The following is a 21474-nucleotide window of genomic DNA, read 5'->3' on the forward strand; positions in this document are numbered from 1 at the left end:
ATTCATGCTGATGCGGTCGCAGGCGCGAAACCCGCCAGAAATGCATCCAGCCCGCGACCGATGGCCTCGACCTCATAGCCGCCCTCCTGCACCACCACCGTCGGCAGGCCCAGCGCATGGATGCGCTCGCCGATGCCGCGGTAGCCATCCATGCTGACCTTCAGGACGCTGATGGGATCGTTCTCGTAGGTATCGAAGCCCAGCGCCAGCACCACCGCTTGCGGCCGATAGTCGCGCAGCGCGTCCAGCGCGCCGTCCAGCGCCGACAGGAACTGTGCGTCGCCACTGCCGTGCGGCAGCGGGAAGTTGAGGTTGTAGCCGTAGCCCGCGCCATAGCCGCGCTCGTTCGCATAGCCGGTGTAAAACGGGTAGTAGTCGGCCGGATCGGCATGCAGCGAAATCGTCATCACATCGGAGCGGTGATAGAAGATCTGCTGCGTGCCGTCGCCGTGGTGCGCGTCGACGTCAAGCACCGCCACCTTGCCGAAGCGCGCCAGCAGCGCCTGCGCGGCGATGGCGGAGTTGTTGACGTAGCAGAAGCCGGCCGCGCGGTCGCTGTGGGCGTGGTGGCCGGAGGGACGGCACAGTGCGTACGCCATGCCGGCGCCGTCCTGCCGCTCGCAGACATGGCGTGCCGCCGCGACTGCGCTGTGCGCGCCGCGCAGGATCGCGCGCCAGCTGTCCGGCCCGAGCGGGCAGCTGAGGTCGCCCAGGTAGTAGCCGGCCTGGGCGATCACCGAATCGGTGGGACACACCGGACGGCGCGGCTCGCCGACCTTGCCGTTGTGATACGGCGAGAGATTGGGCAGGACCTCGATGCCGGGCTCGAAGCCGGGGCGCGCCAGTTCCTGCCAGCGCGCGTAGGCGCTGGCGAGGAAGTCGAGATAGTCCGGACTGTGCACCGCCTCCAGCGGCGCGCGCCCGCAATCGGGCGGCGCCGCCAGTTCGATGCCGCGCGCGGCCAGCGCGCGCTGCAGTGCCGCTGCGCGGGCCGGCACGTCGGTCGGCTTGCACAACCGGCCCGCGCGCATGAACTGGCGGGGCTCGTGCAGCAACTGATCATCCGAGAAGAAGGCACGCATGGTGTAGATGGGTTGTGATAGGAAGCGCCGGCTCAGCCTGCCGCCTGGCGCGCCAGCGCCGCCGCGCGGATGCCGGACAGGGTCATGCCGGGCGCGATGCCGTCGGGGTCGTAGCGCAGCTCCAGCAGCGCGGGCATACTGTGCGTGCCGGCAAAGTCGAGCGCGCGGTCCAGTGCGGGGCCGAATTCGGCGTCGCTGGCCACCACTTCGCCGTAGCCACGGTAGGCGCGCGCCAGCTCGGCGAATTCCGGATTCTCGAAGCCCAGCGCAATGGTTCGCCCGGGAAACTCGCGTTCCTGGTGGGCGCGGATCGTGCCCCAGATGCCGTTGTTGAACACCAGCACCACGATGCCGAGGCGGTACTGCATGGCCACGCCCAGCTCCTGCAGGTTCATCTGGAAGCAGCCGTCGCCGGCATAGCAGACCACGGTGCGGTCCGGGTGCTCCAGCTTGGCCGAGATCGCCGCCGGCAGGCCGTAGCCCATCGAGCCCACGGTGGGCGCCAGGCTGGTGCCGACGCCCTTGTAGCGGTAATAGGTATGCGGGAAGACCGCGTAATTGCCGGCGCCGACAGTGATGCACGCATCCTCCGGCAAGCGTTCGCGCACGAGGCAGGCGGCCTGGTTCAGGTTCAGCGGACCCGGAGCAGGCAGCGCCTTCTGGCTGTCGAGGTAATCGTGCCGCGCGCGCTCGACCAGGGCCGCGCGGTTGTGTTCGCGCGCCGGGCGCAGGCCGTCCACCGCGGCCGCGAACGAGACGACGTCAGCAACGACAGGCACCTCCGCGCGGAACACGCGGCCCAGCTCCTCCGGATCGGGATACACATGCACCAGCCGCTGGCGTGGCAGCGGACTTTCCACCACGGTATAGCCCTCGGTGGTGGCTTCACCCATGCGGGTGCCGACGGCGATCAGCAGGTCCGACTCACGGATGCGCGCGCGCAATGCCTCGCCCATGCCCCAGCCGACATGGCCGGCGTAGTTCGGGTGGTGGTTGTCGAAGCACTCCAGCCGGCGCCACGCCAGCCCCACCGGCAGGCCGAAGCGTTCGGCGAAGCCCTCCATCTGCCGCATCGCCTCCGGGGTCCAGCCGGAGCCGCCGATCATCAGGAACGGGCGCTCGGCCTGCTCCAGCATCGCGGCCAGCGACGCCAGCGCGTGCGGCGCCGGGGCGGCGTGGCTGCGCACGTAACGCGGCATGTCGGCCACGGTGGCCTTGCCCCACAGCGTGTCCTCGGGCAACGCCAGCACCACCGGACCGGGCCGGCCGCTGGTGGCCACCGCGAAGGCGCGCGCGATGAACTCGGGGATACGATCGGTGCGGTCGATCTGCGCGACCCACTTGGCCATCTGGCCGAACATGCGGCGATAGTCGATTTCCTGGAAGGCTTCGCGCTCGTAGAAGTCGTTGCCGACCTGCCCCACGAACAGGATCATCGGCGTGGAGTCCTGGAACGCGGTATGTACGGCGATGCTGGCATTGGTGGCGCCGGGGCCGCGCGTGACGAAGCAAACGCCGGGCTCGCCGGTCAGCTTGCCGTGGGCTTCGGCCATGTAGCCGGCGCCGCTTTCCTGACGGCAGACGATCGGCGTGATCGCGTCCTGGTGGTCGTACAGCGCATCGATGCAGGGCAGGTAGCTTTCGCCCGGCACCAGGAACACGCGCCGCACGCCCTGGATGCGCAGCTGCTCGACAAGGATCTGCCCGCCATTGCGCTCGTGCAGGTTGTGATGGGCTTGGCTCATTGGCAACTTCCTCCGCCCGCGGCGCCGGCCGCCGGCTTGATCTCGATCTCCACGAACACGCATTCGCCTTCGTGGGCATTGATGACGTTGTGCTCCACGCCGGCCGGGCGGTAATAGGCCTGGCCGGCGACCAGCTGGCTGGTGACCTCGCCGGCTGGCGTCTGCAGGCGCAGCGCGCCGGTGGTCATCGGCACCACCACGTAGTCGTAGCCATGGCGATGCTGGCCGGTCTCGGCGCCGGGCGCGAAGCGCCACTCGGTCACGACCACGCGCTCGTTGTCGACCTGCACGGTGCCGACGGCCCTGGGCCGGTCTTGCGGCGCGCTCATCGGCCCACCCCGCGGTCCAACCCGCCCATGCACAGGTATTTGATCTCCAGGTATTCGTCGAGGCCGTACTTCGAGCCCTCGCGCCCCAGGCCCGACTGCTTGACGCCACCGAACGGCGCCACCTCGTTGGAGATCAGGCCGGTGTTGATGCCGACCATGCCGTATTCCAGCGCCTCGGCCACGCGCCAGACCCGGCCGATATCGCGGCTGAAGAAGTAGGAGGCCAGTCCGAATTCGGTATCGTTGGCCATCTCGATCGCTTCCTCGTCGGTGGAGAAGCGGAACAGCGGCGCCAGCGGGCCGAAGGTTTCCTCCCTGGCCACGCGCATCGCGGGCGTCACGTCAGCCAGCACGGTCGGCTCGAAGAAGGTGCCGCCCAGCGCATGGCGCTTGCCGCCGGTGAGCAGGCGCGCGCCCTTGCCGAGCGCGTCGGCGATATGCGATTCCACCTTGGCCACTGCGTCCTCGTTGATGAGCGGGCCCTGCAACACGCCCGGCTCGACGCCATGGCCGACCTTCAGCTTCGCCACTGCCGCGACCAGCTTTTCGGCGAACGCGTCGTAGACCTTGTCGTGGACATAGAGCCGGTTGGCGCAAACGCAGGTTTGCCCTGCATTGCGGTACTTGGAGGCGATGGCGCCCTCCACCGCCGCATCGAGATCGGCGTCGTCGAAGACGATAAAGGGCGCGTTGCCGCCGAGTTCCAGCGACAGCTTCTTGATGGTGTCGGCGGATTGCCGCATCAGGATGCGGCCCACCTCGGTCGAGCCGGTAAAGCTCAGCTTGCGTACCACCGGGTTGGCGGTAAGCTCGCCACCGATGGCAATGGCGTCGCCGGTGATTACGCTGAACAGGCCCGCCGGCAGCCCTGCACGCTCGGCCAGCACGGCCAGCGCCAGCGCCGACAGCGGCGTGTCCTCGGCCGGCTTGAGCACCATGGCGCAGCCCGCGGCCAGCGCCGGGCCCGCCTTGCGGGTAATCATGGCGAGCGGGAAGTTCCACGGCGTGATCGCCGCGCACACGCCCACCGGCTCCTTGACCACCAACAGGCGCTTGTCGTTGGCGGGCGTGGCCAGCACGTCGCCGCTGACGCGCTTGGCTTCCTCGGCGAACCATTCGAGGAAGGAGGCGGCATAGACGACTTCGCCCTTCGCCTCCGCCAGCGGCTTGCCTTGCTCGGTGGTCATCAGCAGCGCGAGGTCGTCGGCATGCGCCAGCATCAGCTCGTACCAGGCGCGCAGCACCGTGGCGCGCTCGCGCGCGGTCTTGCGGCGCCAGCCAGCCTGTGCTGCCTGCGCGGCGTTGATAGCGCGGCGAGCTTCGGCCGCGCCCATGCTGGGCACGGTGCAGATCAGGGCGCCGCTGGCGGGGTCGGTAACAGCGAAGGTGGCGCCGCTGTCCGCATCTTGCCAGCTGCCGGCGATATAGGCCTGCGCGCGCAGCAGGCCGGTGTCCTTGAGTTGCATGGGTAGTCTCGTTGGTATTGGTGGAAATGGACAGGTCAGCGCGTCAGTGCCTCGGCCAGGATGTCCAGGCCTTCGTTCATCACCGCGTCCTGGATCGTCAGCGGGAACAGGAAGCGGATGACGTTGCCGTACACGCCGCACGACAGCAGCAGCAGGCCCTTTTCCAGCGCGCGGTTCTGCACCGTGCGCGTAAAGTCGGGATCGGGGCTGCCGTCGGCCTGGCGGAATTCCACCGCCACCATCGCGCCGACGCCGCGCACTTCGGCGATCTGCGGCACACGCGGGCGCAGGCTTTCCAGGCGCGTCATCAGGCGCTGGCCCAACTCGGCGCCGCGTTCGATCAGCTTTTCGCTTTCGAGCACGTCCAGCACTGCCAGCGCCGACGCCACCGCCAGCGGATTGCCGGCATATGTGCCGCCCAGTCCGCCGGGCGCGGGCGCGTCCATCACTTCGGCGCGGCCGCACACTGCCGACAGCGGCATGCCGCCGGCCAGGCTCTTGGCCATGGTGGTCAGGTCAGGCGCCACGTCGTAGTGCTCCATCGCAAACAGCTTGCCGGTGCGGCCGAAGCCGGTCTGCACTTCATCGGCGATCAGCAGGATGCCGTGCTCGTCGCAGGCGGCGCGCAGCGCGCGCACGAACTCTGCCGGCGCCACGTTGAAGCCGCCCTCGCCCTGCACGGGCTCGAAGATGATGGCAGCCACGCGCTTGGGATCGATGTCCGCCTTGAACAGGTGCTGCAGCGCCTTGAGCGAGTCTTCTGTGCTGACGCCGTGCAGCGCGCACGGATACGGCGCGTGGTAGACCTCGCCCGGGAACGGCCCGAAGCCGATCTTGTACGGCGCGACCTTGCCGGTCAGCGCCATGCCCATCATGGTGCGGCCGTGGAAGCCACCGGAGAAGGCGATCACGCCGGGCCGGCCAGTGGCGGCGCGGGCGATCTTGATGGCGTTTTCCACCGCCTCGGCGCCGGTGGTGAAGAATGCGGTCTTCTTGGCGCAGCGGCCCGGCGCACGACGGTTGATCTTCTCCGCCAGCTCGATATAGCTGGCGTAGGGCACGATCTGGTAGGCGGTATGGGTGAAGCGCCCCAGCTGCTTCTCGACGGCCTCGACCAGGCGCGGATGGCGGTGGCCCGTATTAAGCACGGCGATGCCCGCGGCGAAGTCGATATAGCGCTTGCCCTCGACATCCCAGATCTCCGAATTCAGCGCGCGCTCGGCGTAGAAATTGCACATCACGCCCACGCCGCGCGGGGTGGCGGCGTCCTTGCGGCGAACCAGTTCGGCGTTCTTCATCACTTCTCTCCAGTTGTCTTTGCGGTTGCGACGTGGTTGGTGCCCGCGCCGCTCAGGCGGCGGCGCGGATCAGTGTGGGATCCCACTCCTTGCCGGGGATCGCGCCGATCAGGCGCTGGGTATAGGCATGCTGCGGCGTGTCGAAGATCTGCCCCGGCGGGCCGGACTCGACCACGCGGCCCTTGTGCATCACGATCACGTGGTGGCAGATCTGCGCGGCGACGCGCAGGTCATGGGTAATGAAGATCAGGCCGATGTTCAGGCGCTTCTGCAGGTCGGCCAGCAGTTCCAGCACCTGCGCCTGCACCGAGACGTCGAGCGCCGAGACCGACTCGTCGGCCACCAGCAGCTTCGGTTCGAGCGCCAGTGCCCGCGCGATGCCGATGCGCTGGCGCTGGCCGCCGGAGAACTGGTTGGGATAGCGGTCGAACGCGGACGCCTCCAGCCCCACCAGTTGCAGCAGCTCACGCGCGCGCGCCTGCGCGGCCGCCAGCGGCACGCCGTTGGCGACCGGGCCATCGGTGATGATGCGTCCGACGGTATGGCGCGGATTGAGCGATGCAAACGGGTCCTGGAAGATCATCTGCACGTCGCGGCGCAGCGGGCGGAACTGGCGCTCGGACAGCCGCGCGATGTCCTGGCCATCGAACATCAGCGCGCCGCCGTCGATATCCGTCAGGCGCAGCAGGCATTTGCCGATGGTCGACTTGCCCGAGCCGGATTCGCCGACGATGCCCAGCGTTTCGCCCCGGCGCACCGTGAAGCTGACGCCATCCACCGCATGCACCACGCGCTTCCTGGTGAAGAGGCCGCCGCCGGTGACATAGGTCTTGCGCAGGTCGCGCACTTCCAGCACGGTCTCGCTCCCGCTGCGCCCGCGCTCGCCGGCACGGCCATGCGGCACCGCGCCGATCAGGCGCCTGGTGTAGGGATGCTGCGGACGGTTGAGCACCTGGTCGGCACTGCCCATCTCGACCAGCACGCCCTTCTCCATCACCGCCACGCGATCCGCGATCTCGGCGACCACGCCGAAGTCATGGGTGACGAACATCACGCCCATGCCCTTCTCCGCCTGGATACGGCGGATCAGGTCGAGGATCTGCGCCTGCGTGGTGACATCGAGCGCGGTGGTCGGCTCATCGGCGATCAGCAGTGCCGGCTCGAGGGCCAGCGCCATGGCGATCACCACGCGCTGGCGCTGGCCGCCCGACAGGCGGAACGGAAAGGCATGCATCAGCGTGGCCGGATCGGGCAGTCCGACGAACTCCAGCAGTTCCAGCACGCGGCGCGCGCGCGCCTCGCCCGGATAGGCGTTGTGCACGCGCATGACCTCGGCGATCTGGTCGCCCACGGTCATCACCGGATTCAGCGCGGACAGCGGCTCCTGGAACACCATGGCCATGTCCTTGCCGCGCATGCCGAGCAGCGTGGCTTCGTCCTGCGCCAGCAGGTCGCGACCCTTGAACAGGATCTGGCCCTCCTCCGGCTTCAGGTAGGCCGGCAGCAGGCCCATGATGGCGTTGGCGCTCATCGACTTGCCGGAGCCCGATTCGCCGACGATGCAGAGGATCTCGCCGGCATGCAGGTCATAGGAGATATCGCGCACCGCATAGGGCCGGTCGCCGCCCGCGGGCAGCGCGATCGAAAGATCGCGGATCGACAGCAGGGGCGCTTGGTCGCTGGTCTTCATCACTTTGTCCTTTGCATTTCCAGACGGGCGCTCACTCGCCGCGGCGGCGCAGTTGCGGGTTCATGGCGTCGTTCAGGCCCTCGCCGATCAGGTTGATCGACAGCACCGTCAGCAGGATCGCCACGCCGGGCCACACGCTCATCCACCACGCTTCGCGGATCATGGTGCGCGCCGCGCCGATCATGAAGCCCCAGCTCATCATGTTGCGGTCGCCCAGGCCCAGGAAGGCCAGCGCCGATTCGGTCAGGATCGCGGTGGCAACCATGAACGACGCGGACACGATGATCGGCGACATGGCATTGGGCAGGATCTGCGTGGCGATGATGCGCACCGGCTTCTGCCCGATTACCACCGCGGCCTGCACGAACTCGCGCTGCTTGAGCGACAGGAATTCGCCGCGCACCAGGCGCGCCACAGGCGGCCAGGACACCACCGAGATGGCGGCGACGATGGAATAGATCGAGGGATTGAAGATCGCCACGATCACCACGGCCATCGCCAGTTGCGGAATGGTCTGGAAGAACTCGGTGATACGCATCAACGCATCGTCGACGCGGCCGCCGCAATAGCCGGCCACCGCGCCCACGGCGATGCCGACGGCAAGCGCCACCGCGGTGGAGATCACGCCCACCAGCAGCGAGACCCGCGCGCCATACAGCATGCCGGCGGTGATGTCGCGGCCAAGCATGTCGGTGCCGAAGGGAAGCGCCGGGTCGGTGAACGGCTGCACCAGCGGCTCGGCCACCATCAGCCAGGGCGACTCTTCGTAGAAGATCGGCGCAAGCACGGCAAGTGCCAGCACTCCCAACAGCACCAGCAGGCCGATCACCGCGCCATAGTTGCGGCAGTAACGTTGCAGGAAGGCTTTCATGCGTTGGCTCCCTTGCCGCCCGCGGCGATGCGCGGGTCGATAAAGCGATAGATCACATCGGTCACCAGGTTGAAGAACACCACCAGCGCCGAGGTCACGAAGAAGATGCCGAGCAGCAGCTGGTAGTCGCGTTGCAGCAGTGCATCAAACATCAGCCGGCCGATACCCGGCCACGAGAACACGGTCTCGGTCAGCACCGCGCCGCCGGCCATCTGGCCCAGCTGGATGCCGGCGAAGGTAATCACCGGCAGCAGCGCGTTGCGCAGCACATGCACGCGGATCACACGGCCGGCGGGAACGCCCTTGGCGCGCGCGGTCTTGACATAGTCCATGCCCATCACCTCCAGCATGGAAGCGCGCGTCAGGCGCACGTACACGGCCATGAAGAAGCAACCCAGCGATACCGTCGGCAGGATCATGTGCAGCGCCACGTCCTTGACGCGGGCCAGGCCGGTGTAGCCGGCGCCGATGGTCTCCATGCCGAAGGCAGGCAGCCAGCCGAGCACCACCGAGAACAGGATGATGGCCATCAGCGACAGCCAGAACAGCGGCGTCGCATACAGCAGCAGCGCGCCCGACATCACCGCGCTGTCGATCCAGCGGCGACGGTTTTCGTAGCGGGTGCGGGCCGCGATCACGCCTAGCAGCACGCCCAGCACGATGGAAAAGAGGAAGGCCCCGCTCATCAGCAGGAAGGTCGCGGGCAGCCGGTCGAGGATCAGGTCCAGCACCGGCAGGTGGTTGCGATAGGAGTAGCCCAGGTCAAGCTGCGCCACGCCCTTGAGATAGATGCCGAGCTGGGTCATCACGGGCTTGTCGAGCCCGAACTGCTCGCGCAGCTGGCTGACAAAGGCGGCATCGCCGGCACCGGCTTCGCCCGCCATCACGGTGGCCGGGTCGCCCGGCGCCATCCGGATCAGGAAGAAGTTGATGACGACCACGCCAAGGACGACCACGACGGCCTTCCCGAGACGCGCGCCAAGAAAGGATAGAAAGTTCACGGCTTGCTCCACGCTGGCGGCCGGGTCTGGCCACCACGGCACTGGGATGCAGCTGGCCCTCGCCATTCCCCATGCGGGGCGCGGCGATGGCAGCGGATTTCAGGCTTCGGGATTACCTGCCCGCGCCGGCTCAGGCGCGGACAGTGGCTCCGGTCTCGCTCAGTTCTTCTCGATCGAGACGTTGTCGAAGGACTCGTTCAGGCCGATGGCGGTAGTCACGAGGTTCTTGACATGCTTGCGGTACAGCGTGGGGAACTCCACCTCGAACAGGTTGGCGTTGGCCACGTCGGTCACCAGGATCTTCTGCAGCTCGCTGTACAGCTTCTGGCGCTCCGCGGTATCCATGGTCGATCCGGCCTTGGCCCACAGCTCGTCGGCCTTCGGGTTGCTGTAGCCCTGCACGTTGGCGAACGGCGTGCCCTTGACGATATTGCGCGTCACGTAGAGCCGCTCGACGCCCAGCGCGGGATCGCCGTACTGGTACGTGTAAGTGGTGGTCAGGTCGAATTCCCAGTTGCTGACGCGCGCCGACCAGGTGCCGGCATCGGCCGACTCGATGCTGACCTTGAAGCCGAGCTGCTCGAGCATCTGCTTGACGTATTCGTCCAGGCGGTCCCAGTTGGCGCCGTACGAGGTCGACAGGATCTTGACCGGGTACTTGCCCACGTCGACGCCCGACGCCTTGACCAGCTCGCGCGCCTTCTTCAGGTTGAAGTCGTACTCGGGCATGTTCTTGTCGAAGAACAGCGTGGTCGACGAGAACGGGCTGACCGCCGGCTTGCCCATGCCGAAGAAGATGTTGTTGACGATCATCTTGCGGTTGAGCACGTGCATCACCGCCTGGCGCACCTTGACGTTGTCGAACGGCGGCTTGCGCTCATTGAGCAGCATGCTGGCCATCGGCGAGAACATTTCCCAGCCCTTGGTGGTGTATTCCACGTTGGGCAGCGCGCGCAGGCGCTTGACGTCGACGTTGTCGACATCGCCGCCGCGCAGCACCTGCACATCGCCCCTCTCGAAGGCGACCGCACGCGAGGCGGAATCCGGGATCACGTAGAACACCAGCTCATCCAGGTAAGGCTTGCCCGCTTTCCAGTAGTTGGGATTCTTCGCCAGCTTGATATAGGCGCCCTTCTTCCACTCCTTGAACATGAAGGGGCCGGTGCCGACCGGCTTCTGGTTGGCCGGGTTGTTGCGGTAGTCGGTGCCGTCGTAGATGTGCTTGGGCATCATCGGCATGGTGCCGGTCTCGAACATCGAGATGAACGGCGGGAACGGTTCCTTGAGCTTGATCTCGACGGTGCTGTCGTTGACCGCGCGGATCGACGCCATGTACTTGTTGATGACCGCGCGCGTGCGCACGTGCACGTCGCGCAGCATCTTGTCGATCGAGAACACCACGTCGGCCGAGGTGAAGGGCTTGCCGTCGTGCCATTTCACGCCCTTCTGCAGCTCGAAGGTATAGGTCAGGCCATCCGGCGAAATGGTCCACGACTTGGCCAGTTCCGGCTGCGGCTTCAGGTCGGGGCTGTAGGTCAGCAGGCCCTGGTAGATCTTGCCGGCGACGTACTGGGTCGGCGCCTGCGAGTTCATCGCGCTCACCAGGATCGGCGGCTCGGGCTGGACGATACCGGACAGCGTGCCGCCCTTGGTCTGGGCCATGGCATTGCCTGCCGGCAATGCCAGCGGCAGCAGCGAGAGGCCGGTGGCGGCGAGCGCCATCGACAGCACACGCTTGGTCAGTCGCATCGTGAATCGGTTCATCGGGCAGTTCCTCAGTTTGGCTCGTTTTGTTGATGGCTTCGGGATGGCAGCGCCGGTTGTGCTTGCGCGCGGCTTCTTCAGGCCGCGTCGCCGGCCGGTTCCACGCCGCACCAGTCCACCAGGAACTGGGCCAGCGTCGTGGTCACTCGCACCATGCTTTCCAGCGACACCGACTCGTCGATGCCGTGGATATTGCGGGCCTCGGGCCCGTAGCAGGTCACCGGCGTTTCCAGTCCGATGCGGAAATGCCTGGCATCGGTGGTTGCCGTGGTCGCCTCGCGGCGGATCGGCGTGCCATTGACCTTGCGGTGCGCTTCGCCCAGCGCCTGCATGCTGGGCACGTCGAGGTCGAATTCGCAGCCGGGGGCGTGGAAGCCTTCATAGCGGATGCGCAGTTCAAGATTGCTGGCCAGGCGCTCGACGGTCGCGCGGATGCGCGCTTCGACCGTGGCTTTGGCCTCGTCGATATCCAAGTTGGGGAAGAAGCCGATGCGCACGCCCAGCGTGCAGGTGCACGGCACCGACGAGTTCCACTCGCCGCCCTGGATCTGGCCGAGATTGAAGTTGATCGGGTGGGCGTGGTCCCGGTACGCCGCCGGCCGGTGTTCCGGGCGGTTCCATTCGGCTTCGAGCTGGCGCAGGTCTTCCATCACCGCGATGCCGGCCTCGACCGGATTGACGCCGCTGGTCATGTAGGCCGCGTGCGCCGGCTTGCCGGTCAGGTCGATGAACATCCAGAACACGCCGACCTGCGCGCTCATCAGGCTCTCGCCCAGCGGCTCGGGAATGATCACGGTGTCGAAGGACGCCAGCTTGCCGGCACCGACCGCGCTGCGCAGCGCGGCCACGGTGGCCAGCGCGCCGTTGCCGGTGTTCTCTTCCTCCAGCACGGCATTGAAGCCGACCGCCCCGGCCGGCTGCAGGCCCAGGCTGGCAAGCGCCTTGAACGCGGCCAGCGCGCACACGATGCCACCCTTCATATCGCCCGCGCCGCGGCCGTAGAGCCAGCCGTCCTTCACCACCGGCGCGAACGGCGACTGGCTCCACATCGATTCCGGACCGGTCGGCACCACGTCGAGATGGCCGTTGAACAGCACCGAGCGGCCGCCCTTGCGGCCGGGCCGGTGCGTCGCCAGCAGGTTGTAGCGGCCGCCATCCGGGCAGCACGCCGGCGAATACATCGGCAGGTGGCGGATGTCCTCGGTGCGCAGCGCGATGCGCTCGGAGGGCAGGCCCAGCCCGGCCAGCGCGCCTTCGATGAAGTCCGCCGCGGGCTGCTCTTCGCCCGACGGGCTCTTGGCCGCCACGAAGCCGGACAGCGTCTCGACCATATAGGGCAGGAGTTCGCGCACGGCTTGCGAGAGCTCGGCGGTGGTGGGTACCGCCACCGGGTCGGAGGACGGGCTGGCCGTGAGGGAATCGGGACCTGACATGAAAGCTCCTGGCAAACGTGGGCGCATGAAGGGGACGCATGAAGGGGGCGCAATGCCAACGCAGCGGGCGCCACTGACAAAAACTTCGCGATGACGCCGACCACGGATGGAAAACTAAACGATCGTTGGTACCATAGGTAGGTCCATATTCACGATATTTGCTGGAGCCACTTTGAAGGAAACGATTCTGTCCGAGTTGTTGCTGCAGCGGCTGGAGCGTCCGGCGGGGACGCAGGCGGAGCGCAACGGGACGCATATGAACCGCCAGCTGTATGAGCTGATTCGGCAGGAAATCCTTGCTGGCTCTATCTCCGCGGGCAGCAAGCTGCCCGCATCGCGGCTGCTGGCGACGGAGATAGCGGTTTCCCGCAATACCGTTTTGTACGCGTATGAGCAGTTGCTGGCGGAAGGCTATGTCACGGCATCGACCGGACGTGGCACCTTTGTCTCGCAGACTTTTCCCGACCATAGTGCATTGCACAAGCCCGGTGCCCGGATTGGCACCACGCCTGTGCCCGCAGTGCAGCAAAACTCCAACCGTTTCGATCTGTCGCGACGCGGGATGCATCTCGTGTCCAATGCCGGTGCATCGGACCGGCAATGGGGCGCCTTCATGGCGGGCGTGCCCGATGTCTCGCTGTTCCCGCACGCGACCTGGGCGCGGCTGCTGAACAAGCACTGGCGCAATCCGCGCCCGGAGTTGCTGACCTACGCCCACCACGGCGGCTATATGCCGCTGCGGCGCGTGCTGGCCGAGCACCTGCGGCTGGCGCGCGCGGTACGCTGCGAGCCCGAGCAGATCATCCTGACCACCGGCATCCACCAGGCCATCGACCTGATCGCGCGCCTGCTGGCCGATCCGGGCGACAAGGCCTGGATGGAAGATCCCGGCTACTGGGGCACGCGCAGCCTGCTGACCAATGCGGGCGTCGATGTGATTCCCGTGCCGGTGGATGACGAAGGCATCGCGCCCGACGCCGCCACGCTGCAGGATCCGCCCCGCTTTATCTTTGCGACGCCCTCGCATCAGTACCCGCTTGGCACCGTGATGAGCCTGACGCGCCGGCGCATGCTGCTGGAATACGCGCGGCAGCGCGGCGCGTGGATCGTCGAGGACGACTACGACAGCGAGTTCCGCTTCGAGGGGCGGCCGCTGGCATCGCTGCAGGGCCTGGATGAGCACGACCGGGTGATCTACATGGGCACCTTCTCCAAGACGCTCTTTCCCGGGCTGCGCATGGGCTTCATGGTGCTGCCCAAGCCGCTGGCTCCGCATTTCGCCACCGGCCTGTCGGAACTGTTCCGCGAGGGACAGCTGATGCAGCAGGCGGTGCTGGCGGACTTTATCGAGGAAGGCCACTACGCCACGCACCTGCGCCGCATGCGCCAGCGCTATGCGCAGCGCCAGGGCCTGCTGCGCGAGGCCATCGCCAAGCGCTTCGGCCAGGACTGGCCCACCTCCACGCATGAGGCCGGGCTGCACCTGGTGATGCATCTGCCGCCGGGCGCCGACGATCTCGGCATCAGCATGGCGGCGCGAACGCAGGGCCTGTCGGCACGTCCGCTGTCGCGTTACTACAGCAACGAGCAGCGGGCGCGGCAGGGGCTGCTGCTGGGCTACGCCTGCGTGCCGGAGGACGACATCGGCCCCGCCTTCAACAAGCTGGCCGAAGTCATCGAGCCGGCCATGGAGCACCTGGCCCGCACGCGCCAGCCGCCACGCGAATTCAGCGCGCGCATCAACCACGAAGCATGGAGCGGTGCGTGACGAGGCAGGATGGCGCGCGGCGTGGTGCCACCGCGCCGGCGCCGATTGGCTCTTATCATCGTGCGCGGCCTTGCCCTAGCATTCGTGGCTGCGCATAAGCGCGCTGCCCGCTCTCTTTCGCTCCACCGACTCCCTTAACCGGAAAGACCCCGATGGCACCCGTGCAAGACCCCTCAGCCCTGCTGGCCGAACTGGCCGGCGTCCTCGATCCCGCCGGCCTGCAGGCTGGCGATGCCATCGAAACCCGCTTCCGCAAGGACTGGTATGCACCGCTGGATCCGCAGCCGCCAGTTGCGGTGGCACGGCCGCGCAGCACGGCCGAGGTGTCTGCGGTGCTGGCCATCTGCAATCGCCACCGGCAGCCGGTGGTACCGCAGGGTGGGCTGACCGGCCTGGCGGGCGCCGCCACGCCCGGCGGCGGTGAACTGGTGCTGTCGCTCGAGCGCATGCGCGGCGTGGAAGAGATCGACGCGCAGGCCGGCACCATGACCGTGCTGGCCGGCACCACGCTGCAGGCCGCGCAGGACGCCGCGCGCGCGGCGGACTGGCTCTTTCCGGTGGACCTGGGCGCGCGCGGCAGCTGCCAGATCGGCGGCAATATCGCCACCAACGCGGGCGGCAACCGTGTGATCCGCTACGGCATGATGCGCGAGCAGGTGCTTGGTCTGGAGGCGGTGCTGGCCGACGGCACCGTGGTCAGCTCGCTCAACAAGATGCAGAAGAACAACGCTGGCTACGATCTGCGCCAGCTCTTCATCGGCAGCGAAGGCACGCTCGGCGTGATTACGCGCGCGGTGCTGCGCCTGGCGCCGCTGCCGAGCTGCACGCAAACCGCGCTGTGCGCGCTGCGCAGCTACGAAGACGTGGTGGCGCTGCTGCGCCATGCGCAGCGCCGGCTGTCCGGCCGGGTCTCGGCGTTCGAGGCGATGTGGGCCGATTTCTATGAACTGGTCACGACGCGCGTGCCCGGCGTGCGTGCCCCGCTGCCGGCCGGCTCGCCGTTCTACGTGCTGGTCGACCTGCAGGGCAACGACGCCGAACAGGACGGCGCGGCCTTCGAGGCCATGCTGGAAACGGCCATGGAAGCCGGCCTGATCACCGACGCCGCGGTGGCATCCAGCGAGAAGGAAGCGGAAAGCTTCTGGAAGCTGCGCGATGCGGTCGCGGAGTTCCCGGTGATGTGGGCGCCCAATGCCGCCTACGACGTGAGCCTGCCGATCGGCCAGATCGGCCGCTTCGCCGAGAGCCTGCGCGCGGCGGTGCTGGCGCGCTGGCCGCACGCCGAGCTGGTCAACTTCGGGCATGTGGGCGACAGCAACCTGCATGTCAGTGTCTATCTCCCCGGCGCGACGGCCGAGGACTTTCCCGAGCATGAGATCAGCGAGGTGCTCTACCCCAAGGTGCGCGAGTTCGACGGCAGCATTTCCGCCGAGCATGGCATCGGCACGCACAAGAAGCCCTTCCTCGGGCATTCGCGCACGCCGGAGGCGCTGGGGCTGATGCGGCTGCTCAAGCGGTCGCTGGACCCGAACGGGATTCTTTGTCCGGGGCGGGTGATTGATGTGGAGTGACAAGCTTCATGTCACGCCTCAAGCCCTAAAATTTCCCGTTTGGGTGCTCCCTCTCCCGCTTGCGGGAGAGGGAGAAAACCAAGCGGATTGGCGTAGTCAAACCGCCAGCCGCCCCGCCACCCGCTCCCGCCTGACCACCCCCAGCGAGAACATCGACACCCCCGCGATCAGCGCCGGGACGCCGACCAGCACGAACAGCGCCGGCATCCCCAGCCCCATCGACAGCATGGTGGCGCCGCCCACAGAGCCCAGCACCGAGCCGATGCGCCCCACCCCGTTTGCCCAGCTCACGCCAGTGGCACGGCAATCAGTCGGATAGAAGCTGGCCGACAACGCATTGGCCCCCACCTGCGACCCGGAGATGCAGAACCCCGCGAGGAACACCGCAAGCCCCGCGGCAACCGGCTCGGACGCAAAACTGCCCACCGCCGCGATGCACACCGCTGCCAGCGAATAGCTGGAAGCCAGCACGTAGTGCGGATTGATCCGGTCCATCAGCCAGCCCAGCGCGATGGCGCCCACGGTGCCGCCGACCTGGAACATGGTGGTCACCAGTGCTGCCGTGCGCAGCGAATGCCCGGTGCCGCGCAGCAGCGTCGGCAGCCAGCTCGACAGCAGGTAGATCACCAGCAGGCTCATGAAGAACGTCAGCCAGAACAGCAGCGTGCCGCGCAGCAGCTCGGGGCGGAACAGGTGCCGCACGGGCGAGGTGGTGGCGCGCTGCTCGCTTACGGCGAAGGTGGCGCTGCTCAGGTCTTCATGCGGGGCGATCTTCTGCAGCGTGGCGACAATGCGCTCGCGCGACTTGCCAGTCATCACCAGGTAGCGCACCGATTCCGGCAGCATCCAGACCAATGCCACCGCCAGCAGCAGCGGCAGCACGCCGCCCGCCACCAGCACCGAGCGCCAGCCGAAGGCATCGATCAGACCGGCCGAGGCCAGGCCGCCGAAGGCGGAGCCCAGCGTGAAGCCGCAGAACATGGTGGTGACGAGGAAGGAGCGCCGCTTGTCGGGGCAGAATTCGGAGGTCAGCGTGATCGCGTTGGGCATGGCGCCGCCCAGGCCCAGGCCGGTCAGGAAGCGCAGCAGCACCAGCGTCCACAGATCTTGCGACCACGCCGAAGCCAGGCTGGCCGCGCCGAAGAACAGCACCGACAGCACCAGCACGCCCTTGCGGCCGAAGCGGTCGGCGAGCGGGCCGAACAGGAAGGCGCCGGCCATCAGGCCGCCCAGCCCGGCGCCGAACAGCGGCGCGAGCTGTGCCGGCGTCAGCTGCCATTCCGCGCGGATGGCGGGCGCGATAAAGCCGATCGCGGCGGTATCGAAGCCGTCGACCGCGACGATCAGGAAGCACAGTACGACGATGGTCACCTGGAACGCCGACAGCGGCTGGCGGTCGATGAACGCGGTGACGTTGAGCGGTTGGCTGGCAGGCATGGTGTCTCCTCCTTGTTGCCAGGATCAGGGGCGAGAGAGGGCCGGCGGCTTCGTCGGCCGCCAGCTCGCTATCAGGGTTTTCAGCGCGGAGAGAACGCCGCGCTCAGCGGCTTACAGCCACGGCGTGGGACTCAGGCAGTTCTGCGCGCGCCAGCCGTGCAGCCACTGCAGCGCGTCGTAGAACTGGGACTGGCTGCGGCCGGTCCACAGGCTGTTGCGCACCAGCCGGTCGACGCCCCTGGCGTGGTAGACGCGGCCCATGTCGCGCGCGGCGTAGAGCACGCGCGCGGTGCGCGGGATGCGGGCCTGCTCGTACAGCTTGAAGGCGGCGGCGTAGTCGCCATCCGCGGCTTTCACCGCCGCGCCCAGCGTCACCGCATCTTCCAGCGCCTGGCAGGCACCTTGTGCCACGTACTGGGTCATCGGGTGCGCGGCATCGCCGAGGATGGTGGCGCGGCCGAAGCTCCAGCGCTCGACCGGGTCGCGGTCGGCGGTGGCCCAGCGCTTCCATGAGGTCGGCCGGTCCAGCATCTGGTGCGGCAGCGGGTGAATGCCCTGGAAATACGACAGCACTTCTTCCTTGCTGCCGTCGCGCACGCCCCAAGTCTCCTGTTCGCGGCTGTGGAAGGTCACCACCAGGTTGTACTGCTGGCCGCCACGCAGCGGGTAATGCACCAGGTGGCAGTTCGGGCCGGCCCACACCACCGGGGCGTTGACCTGCAGGTCCTGCGGCATGTTGGCCACGTCGACCACCGCGCGGTAGACCACGTGCCCGGTCACGCGCACTTCATCGCCGATCAGCGCCTGGCGGATCGCGGACTTGACGCCGTCGCAGCCGATCACCGCATCGCCGCGGTGGTGCTCGCCATGCTGGTCGATCACGGTCACGCCGTTGTCGTCCTGCAGCAGTTGCTCCACGCGCGTGCTGGTGCGGAAGGTGATCAGCGGATGGTCCTGCACGGCTTCCAGAATCGACAGGTGGATGTCGGCGCGGTGGATCACCGCATACGGGTTGCCGAAGCGCTCGCGGTACGGCTGCCCGACATCCACTTGCGCGATGACGCTGGTGTCGATGGCGTCGCGCAGGCTGAGGTAGTCGGTAAAGACCGCGCGGCCGCGCGCGGCCTCGCCCACTCCCAGCGCATCGAGCGCGGCGAAGGCGTTGGCGGCCAGCTGGATGCCGGCGCCGATCTCGCCGATCTGCTCGGCCTGCTCCAGCAGTTCGATGCGGATGCCCTGGCGTGCCAGCGCCAGCGCCGCGGCCAGGCCGCCGATGCCGCCGCCGATGATGAGGACCTTGCCGGTCGCGTTGTTGGTCGCGTTGTTGGTCGCGTTGTTGGTCGCGTTGTTGGTGCTGCTCATGTCTGTCTCCTGGCCTGCGCCGCTGGCGTCAGGCGGTGTAGTCTGGCTGGCGCGCGGGCGCGGCCTGGGCGAAGGCGGGATGGGTGCTGGCGTGGGCGTAGACCGCCAGCGCGCGCTCGTAGCGGCCCAGGTCGCAGCCCATGCGCAGGGCATTGGCCACCTGCGGCACCAGCGCGACATCGGCCAGCGTGGGCGCATTGCCGAAGCACCAGTTGCCGTGGCCGTGACGTGCCAGCAGCCGTTCCACGCCGGCCATGCCTTCGTCGATCCAGTGGCGGTACCAGGCGTCCTTCTGCTCTGGCGTGGCCTTCAGCGTGTCCTGCAGGTAGCGCAGCACGCGCAGGTTGTTGACCGGGTGGATATCGCATCCGACCAGCATTGACAGCTCCAGCACGCGTGCGCGCTGCACAGGATCCTGAGGCAGCAGGCGCGGCTCGGGATGGCGCGCGTCCAGGTAGTCGATGATCGCGAACGACTGGCCCAGCGTGAAGTCGCCGTCGACCAGCGCGGGCACGGAAGCGGACGGGTTGATGCCATCGACATACTCCGCCTCGCGGTGCTGGCCGGTGCGGATATTGACGCCGAGGTAGTCGTACGGCAGGCCCTTGAGGGCCAGCGCGATGCGCACCCGGTAGGAAGTCGAGCTGTTGAAGAAACTGTAGAGCTGCATGGTTCGGAGTGCCTGTGTGCTGTGCGTGGCGCGGGATCAGACCACGCGCACGGTCAGTTCGCCCAGGCCGTCGACGCCGGTGACCATGGTGTCGCCGGCTTTGACCGCGCCCACGCCTTCAGGGGTGCCGGTGAAGATGACGTCGCCCGGCTCCAGGCGGAAGAACTGCGACAGGTAGGCCACGGTCTCGGCGACCGACCAGATCAGGTGCGCCACGGTACTGCGCTGCCTGGTCTCGCCGTTGACGGTCAGCCAGAGCCCGGCCTGCTGCGGATGACCGATGTCGCTGGCGCGGTGGATCGGGCCGACCGGCGCCGACGCATCGAAGGCCTTGCCGATTTCCCAGGGGCGGCCCATCTCGCGCATCTTCATCTGCAGGTCGCGGCGGGTCATGTCGAGGCCGACAGCGTAGCCCCACACGTGCTCGAGCGCCTGCTCGACGGGGATATCCGAGCCGCCCTTGCCGATCACGGCCACCAGCTCTGCCTCGTAGTGGTAGTTCTGCGTCTGCGCCGGATACGGCAGGTCGAGCGTGGTGCCGGCCTGCACCGGGACGATGGCGTCGGCCGGCTTGCAGAAGAAGAACGGCGGCTCGCGGTCGGGATCGAAGCCCATTTCGCGGGCGTGGGCGGCGTAGTTGCGGCCGACGCAGTAGACGCGGCGCACGGCGAACTGGTCATCGCTGCCGGCAACGGGGATGGCAACGGTGGCGGGGGGCGTGAAGACGTAGGACATGGTCAAGGCTTCCAGGGATTTGTCAGGTGAGCGGCGGCCCGGCGGTGCCGGCTGGCACCGCGCGCGGCGGCTGTTGTCAGGGGTTGGCGGGCTCAGGTGCGCGACTCAGGTGCGCGACTCAGGTGCGAGACTCGCGCAGCAGGTTCAGCGCGGACAGCACCGGCCGGTCGGAATAGCTGAACAGCACGGCGTCTTCCAGCGCGCCGAGCTGCACCGGCGCCCACGACGGCGCCACGAACACGTCGCGCGGCTCGAACTGGAACTGCGCATCGCCGATGCGCACGGTGCCGCGCCCTTCCACCACGCTGTACACGGTGGCATCGGTGCTGCGGTAGGTCTTGCCCTGGAAGCCCGCCGGCAGGTACTGCATGAAGGTAGCGATGGTCGGCATCGGCCAGCCGCCGGTGGCAGGGTTGACATAGCGCAGCTTGACGCCGTCCCAGGGATCGAGTTCGCCGTTGCGGTAAAGCTGGTCCAGCGCCTCGCGCGACCGGGCGTACGGGTAGCTGAAGATCGGCGAGGTGGGATCGGTCACGCGGTGCCGCACCGGCACCATGTTGTGCCCGAAGCGGGCAAAGCTGTCGCCTTCGGCGCGGGTCACGGGCTGCTGCGACTCGGGGTAGTTCTCGGCAAAGCCGGCGTCGAACTGCTGCACCAGCGGGATATCCAGGCCGTCGAGCCATACCACCGGCTCGCCGCCGTCCTCTGCGCTCGGATTGCCATGGTCATGCCAGGTCCACGACGGCGTGATGATGAAATCGCCGGGATGCATGGTGGTGCGTTCGCCGTTGACGGCGGTCCAGGCGCCCTTGCCTTCGACGATGAAGCGCAGTGCCGACTGCGTATGGCGGTGGCTGGGGGCGATCTCGCCCGGCAGGATCAGCTGCAGGCCGGCGTACAGCGTCGAAGTGATGCTGGACTTGCCGGGGATGCCCGGGTTCTCCAGCACCAGCACGCGGCGCACCGCTTCCTCGGCGCTGATGACACCGCCAGCCTGCATCACCAGCGGGCGGATCTGCGCGTACTTCCAGATGGCGGGAACGATCTGCGGCCGCGGCTGCGACGGGACCAGGGCGTGCAGCGACTCCCACAGCGGGGTCATGTGGCTGCGGCCGATTTCTTCGTAGTAGGCCACGCGGGCCGGGTCTGGGGTGTGCTCGGACATGCTGTCTCCGTAACTTCGTACAGGGCTTTCGAGAGCGCTTTGGGTGGGTGCCTGGATCACTGCGCACCGTCTGTGTTGTCGTTATAC

Annotated in this window: 17 protein-coding genes; 2 read left to right on the forward strand and 15 right to left on the reverse strand. The window is 67.7% G+C overall.

The window, feature by feature from the left end:
* Positions 1 to 2: 2 nt before the first annotated feature.
* The 10 genes from K309_RS0100235 to K309_RS0100280 all read right to left on the reverse strand — a co-directional run bounded on the left by K309_RS0100235 (position 3) and on the right by K309_RS0100280 (position 12679).
* Complete coding sequence (locus K309_RS0100235; RefSeq protein WP_029044531.1) at positions 3 to 1082, reverse strand: histone deacetylase family protein; 1080 nt, start codon at positions 1080 to 1082, stop codon at positions 3 to 5.
* 32 nt (positions 1083 to 1114) lie between these two features.
* Positions 1115 to 2827: a thiamine pyrophosphate-binding protein gene (locus tag K309_RS0100240; protein ID WP_029044532.1), complete on the reverse strand. Its 1713-nt coding sequence runs from the start codon at positions 2825 to 2827 to the stop codon at positions 1115 to 1117.
* Positions 2824 to 3156 carry a cupin domain-containing protein gene (locus K309_RS0100245; protein ID WP_029044533.1) on the reverse strand — a complete coding sequence of 111 codons (333 nt, stop codon included), beginning with the start codon at positions 3154 to 3156 and terminating at the stop codon, positions 2824 to 2826. The genes K309_RS0100240 and K309_RS0100245 overlap by 4 nt, the downstream gene beginning before the upstream one ends.
* Positions 3153 to 4622 carry an NADP-dependent succinate-semialdehyde dehydrogenase gene (gene gabD, locus K309_RS0100250; protein WP_029044534.1) on the reverse strand — a complete coding sequence of 490 codons (1470 nt, stop codon included), beginning with the start codon at positions 4620 to 4622 and terminating at the stop codon, positions 3153 to 3155. Before gabD ends, K309_RS0100245 begins: the two co-directional genes overlap by 4 nt.
* 35 nt (positions 4623 to 4657) lie before the next feature.
* The gene (gene gabT, locus K309_RS0100255; RefSeq protein WP_029044535.1) at positions 4658 to 5920 is read right to left on the reverse strand and encodes a 4-aminobutyrate--2-oxoglutarate transaminase; all 1263 of its coding nucleotides are present in this window, start codon (positions 5918 to 5920) and stop codon (positions 4658 to 4660) included.
* Between the two features lie 52 nt (positions 5921 to 5972).
* Positions 5973 to 7610 (reverse strand): ABC transporter ATP-binding protein, encoded by a 1638-nt coding sequence (locus tag K309_RS0100260; RefSeq protein WP_029044536.1) that lies wholly within the window; start codon positions 7608 to 7610, stop codon positions 5973 to 5975.
* A gap of 31 nt (positions 7611 to 7641) precedes the next feature.
* Positions 7642 to 8481, reverse strand: a complete 840-nt coding sequence (locus tag K309_RS0100265) for an ABC transporter permease (protein WP_029044537.1) — start codon at positions 8479 to 8481, stop codon at positions 7642 to 7644.
* Entirely contained in the window at positions 8478 to 9482 is a 1005-nt protein-coding gene (locus K309_RS0100270; protein ID WP_029044538.1) for an ABC transporter permease, read from the reverse strand. Before K309_RS0100270 ends, K309_RS0100265 begins: the two co-directional genes overlap by 4 nt.
* Positions 9483 to 9641: 159 nt before the next feature.
* The gene (locus tag K309_RS0100275; RefSeq protein ID WP_029044539.1) at positions 9642 to 11246 is read right to left on the reverse strand and encodes an ABC transporter substrate-binding protein; all 1605 of its coding nucleotides are present in this window, start codon (positions 11244 to 11246) and stop codon (positions 9642 to 9644) included.
* A gap of 77 nt (positions 11247 to 11323) precedes the next feature.
* Positions 11324 to 12679 carry an ArgE/DapE family deacylase gene (locus K309_RS0100280; protein ID WP_029044540.1) on the reverse strand — a complete coding sequence of 452 codons (1356 nt, stop codon included), beginning with the start codon at positions 12677 to 12679 and terminating at the stop codon, positions 11324 to 11326.
* A gap of 172 nt (positions 12680 to 12851) precedes the next feature.
* Between K309_RS0100280 and pdxR the strand changes: the two genes are divergently transcribed.
* Entirely contained in the window at positions 12852 to 14447 is a 1596-nt protein-coding gene (gene pdxR, locus K309_RS0100285) for a MocR-like pyridoxine biosynthesis transcription factor PdxR (RefSeq protein ID WP_029044541.1), read from the forward strand.
* Positions 14448 to 14599: 152 nt separating this feature from the next.
* The gene (locus K309_RS0100290) at positions 14600 to 16018 is read left to right on the forward strand and encodes an FAD-binding oxidoreductase (RefSeq protein ID WP_029044542.1); all 1419 of its coding nucleotides are present in this window, start codon (positions 14600 to 14602) and stop codon (positions 16016 to 16018) included.
* Between the two features lie 96 nt (positions 16019 to 16114).
* On the opposite strand, the gene K309_RS0100295 is transcribed toward K309_RS0100290, so the two are convergent.
* The 5 genes from K309_RS0100295 to gtdA all read right to left on the reverse strand — a co-directional run bounded on the left by K309_RS0100295 (position 16115) and on the right by gtdA (position 21387).
* The gene (locus K309_RS0100295; protein WP_029044543.1) at positions 16115 to 17455 is read right to left on the reverse strand and encodes an MFS transporter; all 1341 of its coding nucleotides are present in this window, start codon (positions 17453 to 17455) and stop codon (positions 16115 to 16117) included.
* A 111-nt stretch (positions 17456 to 17566) separates the two neighbouring features.
* Complete coding sequence (locus K309_RS0100300; RefSeq protein ID WP_084402317.1) at positions 17567 to 18817, reverse strand: 3-hydroxybenzoate 6-monooxygenase; 1251 nt, start codon at positions 18815 to 18817, stop codon at positions 17567 to 17569.
* A gap of 28 nt (positions 18818 to 18845) precedes the next feature.
* Complete coding sequence (gene maiA / locus K309_RS0100305) at positions 18846 to 19487, reverse strand: maleylacetoacetate isomerase (RefSeq protein ID WP_029044545.1); 642 nt, start codon at positions 19485 to 19487, stop codon at positions 18846 to 18848.
* 36 nt (positions 19488 to 19523) lie between these two features.
* A complete protein-coding gene (locus K309_RS0100310) occupies positions 19524 to 20222 on the reverse strand; it encodes a fumarylacetoacetate hydrolase family protein (RefSeq protein WP_029044546.1) in 699 nt (232 codons plus the stop codon).
* 118 nt (positions 20223 to 20340) lie between these two features.
* A complete protein-coding gene (gene gtdA / locus K309_RS0100315) occupies positions 20341 to 21387 on the reverse strand; it encodes a gentisate 1,2-dioxygenase (RefSeq protein ID WP_029044547.1) in 1047 nt (348 codons plus the stop codon).
* Positions 21388 to 21474 lie beyond the last annotated feature (87 nt).

This window comes from Cupriavidus phytohabitans (assembly GCF_000426345.1).
In the GTDB taxonomy this organism is placed as follows: Bacteria; Pseudomonadota; Gammaproteobacteria; order Burkholderiales; family Burkholderiaceae; genus Cupriavidus.